Source organism: Rouxiella silvae, from assembly GCF_002093625.1.
In the GTDB taxonomy this organism is placed as follows: domain Bacteria; phylum Pseudomonadota; class Gammaproteobacteria; order Enterobacterales; family Enterobacteriaceae; genus Rouxiella; species Rouxiella silvae.
Window position 1 is genome coordinate 1 of sequence record NZ_MRWD01000014.1, and the last position, 15,547, is coordinate 15,547.

Genomic DNA, 15,547 nt, shown 5'->3' on the forward strand with positions numbered 1-15,547 from the left:
TATTAAATTTAAAAAAGGTAAGGTTTAGGGTGATTTGAGTGAGGATGGAGTAAAAAAAAAGCCCGTCATTAATGACAGGCAAAGACTACACACAGCAATTCTTTGGTATGCATACTTAGGGGAAAGCCTACATATAAATCATGGGGTTGAAAGTTCAACTGTTATCAATACTAAGATCCAAAGCTAGGTTAGTCTCTAAGAATTCTCTTAATAGAAATTTAAAGTTCTCAGGAAGTGAGATTTTATAATTAATCGACAAACGGGAGGAATGAATTAACTGAAGAGTATTTATAGGGGGGAATTAACCTACCCGAAAGTATTTTAAATACCCCCGGGCAGTATATTTTACACGTTTATTCGCCGAGCAGTTTGTTTACTTCTTCGATATCTTTTTCGGGCTGAGGTGCTTCATTAACCCAAAGTGAAATCAAGCGATAAGAAACCGCTAACACTACCGGCCCGATAAACAGGCCAATCATCCCAAAAGCCACCAGCCCGCCAATAACGCCAGACAGAATAAGCAGTATCGGCAAATCAGCACCCATATGTATCAGCATTGGACGCAGCACGCTGTCGAGCGAGCCAACGACGCAGCTCCACACTAATAGCACCGTGCCCCAGGTGTTATCGCCGGTCCAGTACAGCCAAATAATTGCCGGAATTAATACCAGCAGAGGCCCGATTTGCGCTACGCAGCATACGAACATCACGACGGTAAGCAGCGTCGCGTATTGAATGCCGACGATAGCCAAGCCAATGCCGCCAAGAACCGATTGCACAATGGCGGTCACGACTACGCCCAGTGCTACGGCGCGTATTGCCTGACCGGCAAGAATGACAGCCGCATCGCCTCTGTCACCCGCCAGACGAATGGCGAAATGGCGAATTCCCATTCCTACGTGCTCGCCACGGCTGTAAAGCAGGGCGCTGAACAGCAGCATCAGCGAACAATGCAGAATAAATCGGCCAATGTTGGCGGCCTGTGACACAAACCAGCCTGCGGTCTGCCCAACGTAAGGTTGTACTTTTGCCAGCAGTGCGCTTCCCCCGCTGTTGATAAGGGTGTGCCACCCGCTGTAGGTTTTGCTACCAATTAAGGGGATCGACTGAAGCCAGGCAAAATCAGGTAAATGCAGTCGTGAAGGGTTGCTGGCGAGTTTGGCCAGCGGTGCACCGTTTTCAACCGCGCTGGAAATAAGCAGTGCGATAGGTAAAACAAACAGCAGAATAAGCAGCACCGTCATGACAATTACGGCCAAAAAGCGGCGTCCCCACAGCAGGGACTGAATTTTTATCATCACCGGCCAGGTTGCAATCACGATCATTCCCGCCCAGGCAAATCCCAAGATAAAAGGTTTGACCACCCAAATACTGGCGATCGTCATTAAGGCTATAAACAGCACGCCAAACATGATTTGCGGTAAATCATAACGCTTGTTCGGGAGATTCATTAATCATTCTCGTATCAGAAAGCAAAAGCAGGCGGCCAGGAATTGGCCTTAAACGATCCTCTTAAGGATGGCGCATTATGCGGGGTTTTAGAAGCGCTGGAAAACGAAGTATGGTAGTTTTTAAGTTGCTTTAGACAGGGTGGATGCGTTTTACGGATCCAGCGGCCGCCTACAGGCCTGCAAACAACAACAAAGACAGAGTCGTAATCAATGATCCCACAAATTTCTCAGGCACCCGGCGTCATTCAACTGGTGCTCGACTTTTTGGAAGCGTTAAAGAAAGACGGTTTTACGGGTGACATGGCAACCAGCTACGCCGATCGTCTGACTATGGCGACCGACAACAGCGTTTATCAGCTTTTACCCGATGCGGTGTTGTTCCCGCGGGCAACTTCTGACGTGGCTCTGCTTGGCAGACTGGCAGGTCAGGAACGCTTCAAATCGCTAGTGTTTTCCCCGCGCGGTGGGGGTACCGGCACCAACGGTCAGTCTCTGAACCGCGGTATCGTGGTTGATATGTCCAGACATATGAACCGCATCCTCGATATTGATACCCAAGCAGGTTGGGTCAAGGTAGAAGCTGGCGTTATTAAAGACCAGTTAAATGACTTCCTGCGCCCGTTAGGCTATTTCTTCTCTCCCGAGCTTTCAACCAGCAACCGCGCCACGCTGGGCGGCATGATTAACACTGATGCGTCGGGTCAGGGTTCTCTGGTTTACGGAAAAACCTCCGACCATGTGCTTGGCGTGCGCGCAATCGTTCTCGGCGGTGAACTGCTTGATACTCACGCGATGCCTACGCAACTGGCTGAGCAGCTTGGTGAAGAGAACTCTACCGTTGGCCAAATTTATCGCACGGTACTTGAAAGCTGTCGTGATAATCGTCAATTGGTTATCGACAAATTCCCCAAGCTTAACCGCTTCCTCACCGGTTATGACCTGCGTCACGTGCTAAGCGACGATTTACAGACCTTTAATCTGACACGTATTTTGACCGGTTCTGAAGGCACGCTGGCCTTTATTACTGAAGCGCGTTTAAATTTAACGCCGATCCCGAAGGTCAGACGTCTGGTTAACATCAAGTATGACTCCTTCAACTCGGCTCTGCGCAATGCGCCCTTGATGGTTGATGCCAAGGCGCTGTCGGTGGAAACCGTCGATTCCAAAGTACTTAATCTCGCGCGTGAAGACATTGTTTGGCACACCGTCAGTGAATACATCACTGACGTACCAGGCAAAGATATGCAAGGTCTGAACATCGTGGAGTTTGCTGGTGACTGTCTGGCTCTGATTGAGCAGCAGGTTGAATCTCTCTGCGAACGTCTTGATGGGCTAATCCACGATGAAGAGGGCGGGGTGATTGGCTATCAGATTTGTGCTGACCTCGCAGGAATTGAGCGTATTTATAACATGCGCAAAAAATCCGTCGGCCTGCTGGGTAACGCGAAAGGTGCCGCCAAGCCGCTGCCGTTTGCCGAAGATACCTGCGTTCCGCCTGAGCATCTTGCCGACTATATCGTTGAGTTTCGTGCCTTGCTCGACAGCCATAATCTAAGTTATGGCATGTTTGGCCACGTCGATGCCGGCGTTTTACACGTGCGTCCAGCGCTCGACATGTGCGATCCGCAGCAGGAAATGCTGCTCAAAAAGATTTCTGATGAAGTGGTCGCACTGACAGCCAAATACGGTGGGTTACTGTGGGGAGAGCACGGCAAAGGTTTTCGTGCCGAATACAGTCCGGCCTTCTTTGGCGATGAGCTGTTCCACGAGCTGCGTCGTATTAAAACCGCCTTTGACCCGGCTAACCGGCTCAACCCAGGGAAAATTTGTTCCCCGCTTGACTGCGATGAGCCGATGATGAAGGTCGATGCGGCTAAGCGTGGCACGCTAGATCGTCGTATTCCCGTTGAGGTACGTACGGCATTTCGCGGTGCGATGGAGTGTAACGGCAACGGGCTTTGCTTTAACTATGATGTGAAGAGTCCGATGTGCCCGTCGTTCAAAATCACCGCCAGTCGTATTCACTCGCCAAAGGGTCGCGCCGGTATGGTACGTGAATGGCTGAGGCTATTGTCCGAGCAGGGCGTTGAACCGTTGGCACTTGAGCAGGCACTGCCTCAGCAGTCGATGAGTTTTAGAACACTGATTGAAAAAACGCGCAACAGTTGGTATGCCAGCAAGGGTGAATATGACTTCTCGCATGAGGTGAAAGACGCCATGTCCGGCTGCCTGGCCTGCAAAGCCTGTTCAACCCAGTGTCCGATTAAAATCGATGTACCTGGTTTCCGCTCACGCTTCCTACAGCTCTATCACACCCGCTATCTGCGTCCGGTCAGCGATTACGTGGTGGCCGGCGTCGAAAGCTACGCCCCGCTGATGTCGCGCGCGCCCAAAGTTTTTAACTTTTTCTTCAAGCAGCCTTGGGTTCGTGAACTAAGCCGCAAAAGTGTCGGCATGGTCGACCTTCCTCTGCTCTCAACGCCTACTTTACGTGAACAGCTTTCCGCAAACGCTAGCGCCACCATGACGCTGGAGCAGCTCGAAAGTATTCCGCCTGCCGAGCGCGCGCAGTATGTATTAATCGTGCAGGATCCGTTTACCAGCTATTACGATGCGCAAGTCGTCGCCGATTTTGTCCGTCTGGTTGAGAAACTCAACCTTAAGCCGGTGGTACTGCCGTTCTCGCCAAACGGCAAGGCGCAGCATGTTAAAGGTTTTTTGCAGCGCTTTGCTAAAACCGCTAAAAAAACTTCACTGTTTCTTAATCGCGTGTCGCAGCTGGGCATGCCGATGGTGGGCGTCGACCCAGCGTTGGTGCTGTGTTACCGCGATGAGTATAAAGAGATCCTCGGTCAGTCGCGCGGCTCCTTCCAGGTACAGCTGGTGCATGAGTGGTTAAGCACTTTGCTGGCCGACAGGCCTGAAATGCAGCAGAGCGGCGAGTCGTGGTATCTGTTTGGTCATTGCACCGAAAGCACCGCGCTGCCGACCAGCGGCAAACAGTGGGGCGATATCTTTGCCCGCTTCGGTGCCAAACTTGAAAACGTTAGCGTCGGCTGCTGCGGCATGGCGGGAACTTACGGCCACGAAACCAAAAATATCGAGAACTCTCTCGGCATTTATGAACTTTCATGGCATCAGTCTCTACAGCGCCTTCCGCGTCAACGCTGTCTGGCAACCGGCTATTCTTGCCGTAGCCAGGTAAAACGCATTGAAGGTAATGGACTTCGTCATCCGCTGCAGGCGTTGGTTGAACTGATTTAACTATCAAGGAGAGAGTAAAGTGGCACTTTGGAAACGAAAAACCACGCTCGAAGAGCTTAATAAAACCAGTCAGGGATGTATGGTTGAGCACGTTGGCATTGAATTTACTGTGCTGGCAGAAGACCGCCTCGAGGCGACTATGCCGGTTGATTCGCGCACTACGCAGCCTTTCAAACTGCTGCATGGCGGTGCATCGGTAGTGTTGGCGGAATCGTTGGGCTCTATGGCTGGATATTTATGTACCCAGGGCGACCAGCAAATCGTAGGAATTGAGGTGAATGCCAATCATCTGCGTGCCGCACACAGCGGGTATGTGAGGGGGGTGTGTCAGCCTTTACACGTTGGCCGTCGTAATCAGGTTTGGGAAATAAAGATTTTTGATGAAGGTGATCATTTGTGCTGTATTTCCCGGCTAACCACCGCCGTTATCGATCTCTGACAGGGTTTTAGTGCTAAAATAATAACTGAGGGTGAAGGTGAGTGCGGCCTTCACCCTTATTGTTTATAAGGGTAATGTGATTGATTTTATATTAGCGCCATTATTAACCACACAAACAATAAGATTATCCCGCCCTTAATTATGCTATTTGCTATTAAAGTTGGAAAGGTACACGCTTAACAAAATCAGTTTGAAACGCTGTCGCTTTTTCCCAGATGCCCATCATGGCATAATACTGGCAAATGAGCTTTAGAGTATGGCGGGCGAAGTGGTAGCTCTGAACGTGAAACAATTCGCTACGTTGCGGGTTATTAATTTCAAATATCAATCGGTTATGTAGTTTACACAGCGCATGAAGATAGCTATGGTCATCGCCGTTTTGCAGGCAGAGATTGGCCATATCGAGACAAAGACTGTTATAGCTTTTCAATTGACTTATATCGGCTTCGTCTCGCTTTAATGCTGCATCGGCTAAATAAAAGTCGACGGTTACATTGCGTACATTAAATTTATATTCGTCGATTTTAGCTTGAAGCCACGCATTTACCGATTGAGCCATGAGCACATTCCGATTTGAATGATAACTATTATCATATTTAAAATCATCATATTGGCAAAAATGCTGCGAATCAACGTTTTCTAACACCTTTTTTGACCCCGATCAATGTAGGGGCATAAGGCAAAAAGAGCCTTATTTGCCGATAGGATGGGGGAAATACATAAATAGGTATTTCCGATGAATGTTTTGTCGTAGTAAAACAGGGGCATCGGAAAATGTGCAGGAAGGCGAGTTTTATCAATTTTTAACAAAAAATTGACAACTTATTCAATTAGTTGATGAGATGCCTTGATAAAGCCCTGAAATGGCGGCACCTCACTTACGGACTCGAGCGGGGCCATTTGCAGTCCGTAATCGCTATAACCTCTTAAAACAAGAGGTTGAAGTGACATGTGTAATCACTAAAATAGAGACCATAGGGTTGTCTATTAATAACCTGATATCTATGAGGTAGACAGATGCAAACCGAAAATGTCGCCACGTTCTCATTGGATGACAACGTATGGCAAGGCGTGACGCTGACTGATTCTGCGGCCAAGCAGGTCAACACATTGGTTACTCAAGACCCTGAAGTTAAAGGGCTACAGCTTTCCGTCAAGCAGTCAGGCTGCGCGGGCTTTGCCTACGTGCTTGATTTGACCAAGCAACCGGCCAGCGATGACCTGGTGTTCGAGCGCAATGGTGCTCGCCTGTATATTCCGCTGAAAGCCATGCCTTTCATCGATGGAACAGAAGTTGATTATGTCCATGAAGGGCTGAATCAAATCTTCAAGTTCAACAATCCAAAAGCTCAGCATGCCTGCGGGTGTGGGGAAAGCTTTGGCCTGTAATTTTCATGTAATCAAAGCGATGTAACTAATATGTCAAGAAGCAACGTAGAAGTTCCAGACAACGTGCAGTCTTGGGCTGGCGAAAAAAATAATTACAAAGAAGGTTTTTTCACCGCGCTTGAAACCGATGAACTCGCATCCGGCATCAACGAAGATGTCGTCCGCGCCATTTCCGCTAAGCGTGATGAGCCGGAGTGGATGCTTGAGTTCCGTCTGAAGGCTTTCCGTGCTTGGCTCAAAATGGAAGAACCGCACTGGCTTAAAGGTAAATACACGCCTTTGGATTATCAGGATTACAGCTACTATTCTGCGCCTTCATGCGGCAGCTGTGATGATGCCTGCGGCTCTCAGCCCGGCGCTACGCAGCAGTCCACGGCAGACTCTTTGGCCGTGCCTGGGCTTGATAAAAACTACCTGACCAGCGAAGTTGAAAAAGCGTTCGACCAGCTAGGTATTCCGGTACGCGAAGGTAAAGAAGTGGCCGTTGATGCCATCTTTGACTCCGTGTCGGTTTCCACAACCTACCGCGACAAACTGGCAGAATCGGGCGTTATTTTCTGCTCGTTCGGTGAAGCAATTCACGACTACCCAGAGCTGGTGCAACAGTACCTGGGCACCGTGGTTCCTCCGGAAGATAACTTCTTTGCCGCACTGAATGCCGCTGTCGCCTCCGATGGCACCTTCGTATACATCCCTAAAGGCGTGCGTTGCCCGATGGAGCTGTCCACCTATTTCCGTATTAATGCGGCGAAAACCGGCCAGTTCGAACGTACTATCCTGATTGCCGATGAAGGCAGCTACGTTAGCTACATTGAAGGCTGTTCCGCGCCTGTGCGTGACACTTATCAGCTTCACGCGGCGGTGGTCGAAGTCATCATTCTGAAAGATGCCGAAGTGAAATATTCCACCGTACAGAACTGGTTCTCTGGCAGTGAAGAGAGCAGCGGCGGCATTCTGAACTTTGTTACCAAGCGCGCAATTTGTGAAGGCTCAGGCTCTAAAATGTCTTGGACCCAATCAGAAACCGGCTCTGCCATTACCTGGAAATACCCGAGCGTTATCCTTAAAGGTGATAATTCGGTAGGTGAGTTCTTCTCGGTCGCACTGACCAGCGGCAAGCAGCAGGCTGATACCGGAACAAAAATGATCCACATTGGTAAAAATACCAAGTCGACCATCATCGCGAAAGGTATCTCAGCAGGGCGCAGTCAAAACAGCTATCGCGGTTTGGTTAAAATTCTGCCTTCAGCCGAGAACGCACGTAACTTTACTCAGTGTGACTCAATGCTGATTGGTGCCGACTGCGGCGCGCACACGTTCCCGTATATCGAAGTGCGCAACAACAGTGCCCAGCTTGAGCATGAAGCTACAACATCAAAAATTGGTGAAGATCAGCTGTTCTACTGCCTGCAGCGTGGGATCAGTGAAGACGATGCTATCTCAATGATTGTTAATGGTTTCTGTAAAGACGTATTCTCCGAGCTGCCGTTGGAATTCGCCGTAGAAGCTCAAAAGCTTCTGGCAATCAGCCTAGAACACAGTGTTGGCTAATGCTGCACTTGAAGAAAAACAGAATAAGCAGAAACACGAGCGCACAGACGCAAAATCAAGGATACACATGTTAAGCATTAAGAATTTAAAAGTCCGCGTAGAAGAAAAGGAAATTCTTAAGGGGTTGGATCTCGAGATCAAGCCAGGCGAAGTGCACGCTATTATGGGCCCGAACGGTTCAGGTAAAAGTACGCTTTCCGCCACCCTTGCGGGCCGTGAAGATTATGAAGTTACTGAGGGTACTGTTGAGTTTAACGGTAAAGACCTTCTGGAATTAGACCCTGAAGATCGCGCCGGTGAAGGCGTTTTCATGGCATTTCAATACCCGGTTGAAATCCCTGGCGTCAGCAACAACTTCTTCCTGCAAACTGCAGTCAATGCGGTACGCAAATATCGCGAACAGCCGCCAATGGATCGCTTCGATTTTGCCGACTTTATGGACGAAAAAATCGAACTGCTGAAAATGCCTGCGGACCTGCTGACGCGCTCTGTCAACGTTGGTTTCTCCGGCGGTGAGAAAAAGCGTAATGACATTCTGCAAATGGCCGCGCTTGAGCCAAGCCTGTGCATTCTTGATGAAACCGACTCAGGTCTGGACATCGATGCCTTGAAAACCGTTGCCAACGGCGTTAACGCGCTGCGTGATGGTAAGCGTGCCTTTATTATTGTGACTCACTACCAGCGTATCCTCGACTATATCAAACCTGATTTCGTGCACGTACTGTCACAGGGTCGCATCGTAAAATCGGGTGATTTTAGCTTGGTTAAACAGTTGGAGGAGCAAGGTTATGGCTGGCTTACCGACGAAGAGTAATGCACCTGCGGCCGGTAGCTCGCATGCTATGCAGCAGTTTTACCGTCTGTTTGAAAGCGTAGGTGGCGAACAGTCTTCCCATGCCCACAATCACTGGCAGCAGGTTCTGCGCCTTGGTTTCCCGCATGCCAAAATGGAAGACTGGAAATATACACCTGTCGCCCCTTTGTTGGGCAATCAGTTCTTTTTACCTGAAGAACAGTCACTGTCCGCCGAGAAATTTGAAGCACTGGCGCTACCTATTGATGCGTACCGTTTGGTATTTGTTGATGGTCGTTTCAACCAAGCGCTGAGTGACTCTGCCACCGGCGAGTTTGAGATTGAAAAGCTGACACCCGCTATTCAACAAACGCTGCCCGAAGCCATTGAGTCAGAAGTTTTCCTGCACCTGACGGAGAGCCTTGCACAGCACGGCCTTAAAATCCGCCTGCCAAAAGGCAAGCACGCCGCGAAGCCGCTGTACCTGTTGCACATTAGCAGCGGTCGCGACAAATCACGCGAAGTGAATACGGTGCATCACCGCTATCACGTTGAGATTGAGAGCGGGGCCAATGCTGAAATTATTGAGCATTACGTCAGCCTGAACGACCTTGGTCATTTCACCGGCGCACGTTTAACGGCAAACGTTGGCGATAATGCGACGCTGAGCCATTACAAACTGTCTTTCGAAAGTCAGGCGAGCTTCCACTTTGCCCATAACGATTTGGTTATTGGCCGTGATGCGAACGTTTCAAGCAACAGCTTCCTGCTGGGTGCCGGCCTCACGCGACATCACACCAGTGCGCGTCACGACGGTGAAGGCAGCAACCTGAATATGAACAGCCTGCTGTTGCCGATGGATTCTGAACTGGCCGATACTCGTACTTATCTTGAGCATAACAAAGGCTATTGCAACAGCCACCAGTTGCATAAAGTCATTGTTAACGATAAGGCCAAGGCAGTGTTCAACGGTATGATTTACGTTGCTAAAGACGCAATCAAAACCGATGGCAAGATGACCAACAATAATCTGCTGCTCAGTGAGAAGGCAGAAGTTGATACCAAACCGCAGCTGGTTATCTGGGCTGACGACGTCAAATGTGGACACGGTGCCACCGTAGGCCGTATGGACGAGGAGCAACTTTTCTACCTGCGTGCTCGCGGTATTAGTGCATTTGATGCGCGTAACATGATTATCTTTGCTTTTGCAGCCGAGCTGACGGAAGCCATCGAAAATGAAACATTGCGCAAAGTTGTTATTGCACGGATTGCAGGTCGACTTAATCGAGGTAAGTAATGAGTTTTCCACTGGAAAGAGTGCGTAGTGACTTCCCTTTGCTGAGCCGCGACGTTAATGGTAAGCCTTTGGCTTACCTTGACAGTGCTGCCAGTGCGCAGAAACCGCGTCAGGTTATCGACCGCGAGAGTGCATTCTATCAGCATGACTACGCCGCCGTGCACCGTGGGATCCACACCCTCAGCGTTGAAGCTACCGAGCAGATGGAAAACGTTCGTAAGCAGGCCGCCGCATTTATCAATGCGGCTTCTGCCGAAGAAATTGTGTTTGTGAAGGGCACGACCGAAGCTATCAACCTGGTCGCCAATACCTTTGGCCGCACCAAGTTGTCCGCTGGCGATCGCATCATCATCACCGAAATGGAGCACCATGCCAACATCGTTCCGTGGCAGATGATTGCGAAAGAACGCGGTTTACATATCGATGTATGGCATCTCACGCCTCAGGGCGAGCTGGACATGGATCAGTTTGCGTCATTGCTTACCCCGCAAACCAAGCTTCTGGCGCTGACCCACGTGTCAAACGTTTTGGGCACCCGCAACCCGATTGAAACCATTATCCCGCAGGCAAAAGCTGCTGGCCTGTATGTGCTGGTGGACGGTGCGCAGGCGGTCATGCATCACAAGGTTGATGTTCAGGCGCTTGACTGCGATTTTTACGTGTTCTCGGGCCACAAACTTTATGGTCCAACCGGTATAGGTATTCTTTACGGTAAAGCGGCACTGCTTGATGAAATGCCTCCTTGGGAAGGCGGCGGTTCGATGATCAAGCACGTCAGCCTCACCGAAGGCACTACCTACGTTAAAGCGCCTTGGCGTTTTGAAGCGGGTTCACCGAATACCGGCGGGATGATCGGCCTCGGTGCAGCGTTTGACTATGTCAACGAGCTTGGCCTTGATGCAATTCATGAATATGAAAATGCCCTGATGAGCTATGCCCTTGAGGCGATGGCGCAGATCCCGGATATTCATATTTATGGGCCTGCGGTTCGATCTGGCGTGATTGCTTTTAACTTAGGCAAACATCATGCTTACGACGTGGGAAGCTTCCTTGATCAATACGGTATTGCCATTCGTACCGGTCACCACTGTGCGATGCCGCTCATGTCGTTCTTCGGTGTTCCGGCAATGTGCCGTGCTTCTCTTGCGATGTATAATACCCGTGAAGAAGTTGACCGTTTGGTCGCAGGACTAAAACGTATTAGCCTGCTGCTGGGTTAACGATAAGCAACAAGCAGGATGGTTTTTATGGCAAATTTGCCAGATAAGCAAAAGTTGGTTAAGAACTTTTCCCGGTGCCCGAACTGGGAAGAAAAATACTTGTACGTTATCGAACTTGGCGCGCTGTTGGCGCCGCTGAGTGATGAAAATCGTCAAGCGCAGAATCTCATCTCTGGCTGTCAAAGCCAGGTGTGGATTGTGATGCAGACCGATGACAACGGCCAGATTACGTTTTTGGGCGACAGCGATGCCGCTATTGTCAAAGGCCTGCTGGCGATTGTTTTCAGCCTGTATCACGGATTAACAGCCGAGGAAGTGGTGGCGCTAGACGTTCGCCCCTTCTTTGGTGAGCTCGAACTGAGTCAGCATCTCACCCCGTCCCGATCTCAGGGGCTGGAAGCGATGATCCGTGCTATCCGTGCAAAAGCGACGGTGATGGCCTAAGGTTCTCTTGGTCAAAATTGCCGTTGCAAGTAGCCCGACTTGTTAGGAATGTTCTGCTAATGAGTTGGGCTAATTAATGGTCCTCAGATTTTTTTTCCTGATTTATTTCTGATTTTTCAGCATCTTAATCTCTTAGTTTTTCTTAAATTACGCCCGACCAGGAGATCGTAACATCTTGATTTCAGAAGCGTAAATTGTCTTTCAGCTCGGTACTGCTAGTATTAACTCACATAATGAACGACTCTTCGGCACTGTACTGAATCAGTCGAACACTCCACTGAGTAGGAATTAGCATGAAACTTTCTTTGCCTCTAATGGGAATGCTTTTCGCCACTGTATTTACCGCCGGGACTAAGGCTTCCCAGGCTGCCGACTACCCACTTCCAGCCGACAACAGCCGCCTGATTGGCGAAAACACCACCTACGTCGTGCCCAACGACGGCAAGCCGCTCGAAGCCATCGCCGCTAAGTTTCAAATTGGCCTTATTGCCATGCTTGAAGCTAATCCTGGCGTAGATCCTTTGCTGCCTAAACCCGGCACCGTATTGACTATTCCCAGTCAGATGTTGTTGCCTGACACCAAGCGTGAGGGGATAGTGATAAATCTTGCGGAACTGCGCCTCTATTATTATCCACAAGGGGAGAGCAAAGTGGTGGTTTATCCGATTGGCATCGGCCAGTTGGGTCGAAATACGCCTGAGATGGTCACGTCCGTCAGCCAGAAAATTCCCAACCCGACCTGGACGCCTACCCCCAACATTCGCAAAGTTTATTTGAAAGAGCAGGGGATTACGCTGCCGGGCGTGGTTCCTGCCGGCCCCGAGAATCCGATGGGGCTATTTGCCATGCGTTTAGCTGCGGGTCAGGGCCATTATCTGATTCACGGCACCAATGCCAACTTTGGTATCGGGATGCGCGTAAGCTCAGGCTGTATTCGACTGCGGCCAGATGATATTGAAGCGCTGTTTAACAGCGTACCTAAAGGCACCCGTGTTCAGGTCATTAATCAACCCATCAAGTTCGACATAGAACCCGACGGGAAACGCTACGTCGAGGTTCACCAGCCGCTATCACGCACTGAAAAAGACGATCCACAAACGATGCCGATTGCCATCAGTTCCAGCCTTAAGAAATTTAAATCCAGTGACGAAACCAACAAGGACGTGCTGACAAGCGCCATTGAGCGTCGTTCAGGCATGCCGGTACTGGTTAATACGGGTACTGAAGAAACGAATACACCACCGGCATCAGCCATGTAATCGCACAGCGGTCTTAATCAATCATGCGATTTAAACGCCACCAGAACGCTTTGGTGGCGTTTTTACTTTAATACTTTGAACGAGTAGGCTTGCAATAGTGCGTCTGTCTGGGTGTGATTAAGGCGGGATAGTGCGGGCAGAGAGTTTGGTAGGGATATTTAGGTAAAAAAAATGGCGCACAATGTGCGCCATTTCACTATGAGAAGTAAATATTACTTCTTGTAAGCGTGAGCTTGGTTGTCAAGACGTTGGTTAGCACGTGCTGCGTCGTCTTTAGCTGCTTGGGTGTCAGCTTTAACTGCTGCAACGTCGTTGCTCAACTGATCAACTTTAGAGTTCAGAGTTGAAACGTCAGAAGACAGTTGGTCGATTTTAGCATTGCTTGAACAACCAGCCAGCAGAGTAGAAGCCAGGATTACTGCGCCCAGTACCAGTTTAGTGCGATTCATTATAAAACCCTCTAGATTAAGTTAATCTCCATGTAGCGTTACAAGTATTACACAAACCTTTTTCTAATGAGAATAAATTTTTATCGCCAAATGCTTTATTTTGCTCGTTCGCTCAAAGAAGCATCTTTTTTTACATAAAACTTGAAAAACGTTATCTAAAACAGGCTGATTCCATGAGACTTGTCCCATTTTCAGAACATCGTATTTGACAGCCTTTTTGGGAAATACAGAAAAACGGTCAAAAAAAACGCCGCATTTCGCGGCGTTTTTTAATTGTTTAACCTAATTAGGCTTAAACAGTGTGAACTGAAGAGGTATTCGTGGTGCCACTTGGAACCAATGCACCTGAAACCATAACCACTTTATCACCTTTTTGTGCAAGGCCACTTTCAAGTGCGGCCTCTTTACCAATGCGATAGAAATCGTCAGTTGAAGCAATTTCTTTCACCAGTTGGGTGATAACACCCTTAGTGAGGATCAGCTGACGCGCGGTCACTTCATTGGTAGTTAATGCCAAAATGGTGGCATTAGGGAAGTATTTACGCACGGCGATCGCCGATTTACCGCCATTGGTTGCAACAACAATCAGCGGAGCGTCCAGTTTTTCGGCCATTTCTACGGCACCTCGGCATACGGCTTCGGTGATACGCAGTTTACGGCTGTCGTTCTGACCGTCGATACGGCTCTGCATGACGCGGTCTGTACGCTCACAGATAGTGGCCATAATGCGAACAGCTTCCAGTGGGTATTTCCCTTTGGCACTTTCGCCAGAGAGCATAACTGCATCGGTGCCATCGATGATGGCGTTTGCCACGTCGCCCGCTTCTGCGCGTGTTGGGCGTGGGTTTTTAATCATCGAGTCAAGCATTTGCGTTGCGGTGATCACCACTTTACGTGCGCGGTTACATTTCTCGATCATCATTTTCTGCGCGAAAATAACTTCTTCTACCGGGATTTCAACGCCGAGGTCACCACGAGCAACCATGATGCCGTCTGAAGCTTCGAGGATTTCGTCGAAGTTGTTCAGGCCTTCCTGGTTTTCGATTTTAGAAATGATCTGGATGTGTTCGCCACCGTGGGCTTTCAGGTGTTCGCGGATTTCGATCACATCTGAACGTTTACGAATGAAAGAAGCCGCGACGAAGTCAACGCCTTGCTCACAGCCGAAAATCAGGTCGCGCTTGTCTTTTTCTGCCAGTGCGGGCAGAGCGATGGAAACGCCAGGCAGGTTAACGCCTTTGTTTTCACCCAAATCACCGTTGTTCAGCACCTTACACGTTACTTCAGTGTCGGTGACTTGAGTGACTTCCATGCCGATCAGGCCGTCGTCAACAAGAACCGTGTTGCCCACTTTCAGGTCGGCTGCGAAGCCTGCATAGGTTACTGCAACACGTTCGCTGTTACCGATGACGCTTTGGTCGGTCGTAAAGACGAAAGTTTGGCCCGCAACCAGGGAAGCGTCTTTGCCGCCTTCCAGTTTGATGGTGCGAATTTCTGGGCCTTTGGTATCAAGCAGGATACCGGCTTTCTGGCCGGTTTTGGCCATAACGTTGCGGATGTTCTTGATGCGCTGACCGTGCTCTTCATAATCACCGTGAGAAAAATTCAAACGCATGACGTTCATACCTGCATCGAGCAGTTTAGTCAGCATCTCTTCGGATTCAGTTTTTGGTCCGATAGTACAAACAATTTTAGTCTTTTTCATGACGATTTTTTCTACAAGTTGTGATGGATAGGATAAGAGTGCGCAAGGCGGCAATGCGGTCACCGTCCGCGCTGAATGGTTTTCTGACCTGGTTTGAGAAAAACGTTAGTTTGAACAAAACATTTCTAAGAATAGGCGAGTGCAGGAGAAACGTTGTGTAAAGTTCGACGGGCACGCAACGGTATGGACGAGTTTTAATCGTTCTAGGAGTGAAAACGCTTGTTATATGACGATATCGATAGATCAAGGGGCTGAATCCATTCAATCTAAGAAACTGTGCCAGTTT

At 49.3% G+C, this 15,547-nt stretch carries 13 protein-coding genes and 1 other RNA gene; 9 read left to right on the forward strand and 5 right to left on the reverse strand.

All coding sequences use genetic code 11. The features are described 5' to 3' along the window. Positions 1-50: 50 nt before the first annotated feature. Positions 51-162, reverse strand: an RNA gene (gene rprA / locus BS639_RS07515) — antisense sRNA RprA. Positions 163-353: 191 nt separating this feature from the next. Beyond that, positions 354-1,451 (reverse strand): AI-2E family transporter YdiK, encoded by a 1,098-nt coding sequence (gene ydiK, locus BS639_RS07520; protein ID WP_055770196.1) that lies wholly within the window; start codon positions 1,449-1,451, stop codon positions 354-356. 210 nt (positions 1,452-1,661) lie between these two features. On the opposite strand from ydiK, the gene ydiJ reads away from it, so the two are divergent. Together ydiJ and BS639_RS07530 are read left to right on the forward strand one after the other, a co-directional pair. Next, on the forward strand, positions 1,662-4,715 hold the full coding sequence (gene ydiJ / locus BS639_RS07525; RefSeq protein WP_084982718.1) for a D-2-hydroxyglutarate dehydrogenase YdiJ: 3,054 nt from the start codon (positions 1,662-1,664) through the stop codon (positions 4,713-4,715). 19 nt (positions 4,716-4,734) lie between these two features. Next, entirely contained in the window at positions 4,735-5,154 is a 420-nt protein-coding gene (locus BS639_RS07530; RefSeq protein ID WP_055770202.1) for a hotdog fold thioesterase, read from the forward strand. Between the two features lie 154 nt (positions 5,155-5,308). On the opposite strand, the gene BS639_RS07535 is transcribed toward BS639_RS07530, so the two are convergent. Beyond that, positions 5,309-5,713: a hypothetical protein gene (locus BS639_RS07535; RefSeq protein ID WP_084982719.1), complete on the reverse strand. Its 405-nt coding sequence runs from the start codon at positions 5,711-5,713 to the stop codon at positions 5,309-5,311. Positions 5,714-6,171: 458 nt separating this feature from the next. Here BS639_RS07535 and sufA point away from each other — a divergent pair, with 458 nt between their 5' ends. The 7 genes from sufA to BS639_RS07570 all read left to right on the forward strand — a co-directional run bounded on the left by sufA (position 6,172) and on the right by BS639_RS07570 (position 13,107). Beyond that, entirely contained in the window at positions 6,172-6,543 is a 372-nt protein-coding gene (sufA, locus tag BS639_RS07540; RefSeq protein ID WP_055770211.1) for a Fe-S cluster assembly scaffold SufA, read from the forward strand. Positions 6,544-6,573: 30 nt separating this feature from the next. After that, positions 6,574-8,094: a Fe-S cluster assembly protein SufB gene (gene sufB, locus BS639_RS07545; RefSeq protein ID WP_055770213.1), complete on the forward strand. Its 1,521-nt coding sequence runs from the start codon at positions 6,574-6,576 to the stop codon at positions 8,092-8,094. Between the two features lie 67 nt (positions 8,095-8,161). Further along, positions 8,162-8,908 carry a Fe-S cluster assembly ATPase SufC gene (gene sufC / locus BS639_RS07550; protein ID WP_055770217.1) on the forward strand — a complete coding sequence of 249 codons (747 nt, stop codon included), beginning with the start codon at positions 8,162-8,164 and terminating at the stop codon, positions 8,906-8,908. Further along, on the forward strand, positions 8,883-10,184 hold the full coding sequence (gene sufD / locus BS639_RS07555; protein ID WP_055770220.1) for a Fe-S cluster assembly protein SufD: 1,302 nt from the start codon (positions 8,883-8,885) through the stop codon (positions 10,182-10,184). Before sufC ends, sufD begins: the two co-directional genes overlap by 26 nt. After that, the gene (gene sufS, locus BS639_RS07560) at positions 10,184-11,404 is read left to right on the forward strand and encodes a cysteine desulfurase SufS (protein ID WP_055770223.1); all 1,221 of its coding nucleotides are present in this window, start codon (positions 10,184-10,186) and stop codon (positions 11,402-11,404) included. Before sufD ends, sufS begins: the two co-directional genes overlap by 1 nt. A gap of 27 nt (positions 11,405-11,431) precedes the next feature. Then, positions 11,432-11,848, forward strand: coding sequence for a cysteine desulfuration protein SufE (gene sufE / locus BS639_RS07565; protein ID WP_055770226.1), 417 nt, complete (start codon positions 11,432-11,434; stop codon positions 11,846-11,848). Positions 11,849-12,141: 293 nt separating this feature from the next. Continuing rightward, positions 12,142-13,107, forward strand: coding sequence for a L,D-transpeptidase family protein (locus tag BS639_RS07570; protein ID WP_084982721.1), 966 nt, complete (start codon positions 12,142-12,144; stop codon positions 13,105-13,107). A 212-nt stretch (positions 13,108-13,319) separates the two neighbouring features. Here BS639_RS07570 and BS639_RS07575 read toward each other — a convergent pair whose 3' ends face one another. Together BS639_RS07575 and pykF are read right to left on the reverse strand one after the other, a co-directional pair. Beyond that, on the reverse strand, positions 13,320-13,556 hold the full coding sequence (locus BS639_RS07575; protein WP_055770230.1) for a major outer membrane lipoprotein: 237 nt from the start codon (positions 13,554-13,556) through the stop codon (positions 13,320-13,322). 292 nt (positions 13,557-13,848) lie between these two features. Continuing rightward, positions 13,849-15,261 (reverse strand): pyruvate kinase PykF, encoded by a 1,413-nt coding sequence (pykF, locus tag BS639_RS07580; RefSeq protein WP_055770234.1) that lies wholly within the window; start codon positions 15,259-15,261, stop codon positions 13,849-13,851. Between the last annotated feature and the right edge of the window lie 286 nt (positions 15,262-15,547).

Excerpts from the sequence above, each read along its gene's own strand:
- ydiK (WP_055770196.1), bottom strand. The coding sequence starts at position 1,451 with ATGAATCTCCCGAACAAGCGTTATGATTTACCGCAAATCATGTTTGGC.
- ydiJ (WP_084982718.1), top strand. The coding sequence starts at position 1,662 with ATGATCCCACAAATTTCTCAGGCACCCGGCGTCATTCAACTGGTGCTC.
- BS639_RS07535 (WP_084982719.1), bottom strand. The coding sequence starts at position 5,713 with ATGGCTCAATCGGTAAATGCGTGGCTTCAAGCTAAAATCGACGAATAT.
- sufA (WP_055770211.1), top strand. The coding sequence starts at position 6,172 with ATGCAAACCGAAAATGTCGCCACGTTCTCATTGGATGACAACGTATGG.
- sufB (WP_055770213.1), top strand. The coding sequence starts at position 6,574 with ATGTCAAGAAGCAACGTAGAAGTTCCAGACAACGTGCAGTCTTGGGCT.
- sufC (WP_055770217.1), top strand. The coding sequence starts at position 8,162 with ATGTTAAGCATTAAGAATTTAAAAGTCCGCGTAGAAGAAAAGGAAATT.
- sufD (WP_055770220.1), top strand. The coding sequence starts at position 8,883 with ATGGCTGGCTTACCGACGAAGAGTAATGCACCTGCGGCCGGTAGCTCG.
- sufS (WP_055770223.1), top strand. The coding sequence starts at position 10,184 with ATGAGTTTTCCACTGGAAAGAGTGCGTAGTGACTTCCCTTTGCTGAGC.
- sufE (WP_055770226.1), top strand. The coding sequence starts at position 11,432 with ATGGCAAATTTGCCAGATAAGCAAAAGTTGGTTAAGAACTTTTCCCGG.
- BS639_RS07570 (WP_084982721.1), top strand. The coding sequence starts at position 12,142 with ATGAAACTTTCTTTGCCTCTAATGGGAATGCTTTTCGCCACTGTATTT.
- BS639_RS07575 (WP_055770230.1), bottom strand. The coding sequence starts at position 13,556 with ATGAATCGCACTAAACTGGTACTGGGCGCAGTAATCCTGGCTTCTACT.
- pykF (WP_055770234.1), bottom strand. The coding sequence starts at position 15,261 with ATGAAAAAGACTAAAATTGTTTGTACTATCGGACCAAAAACTGAATCC.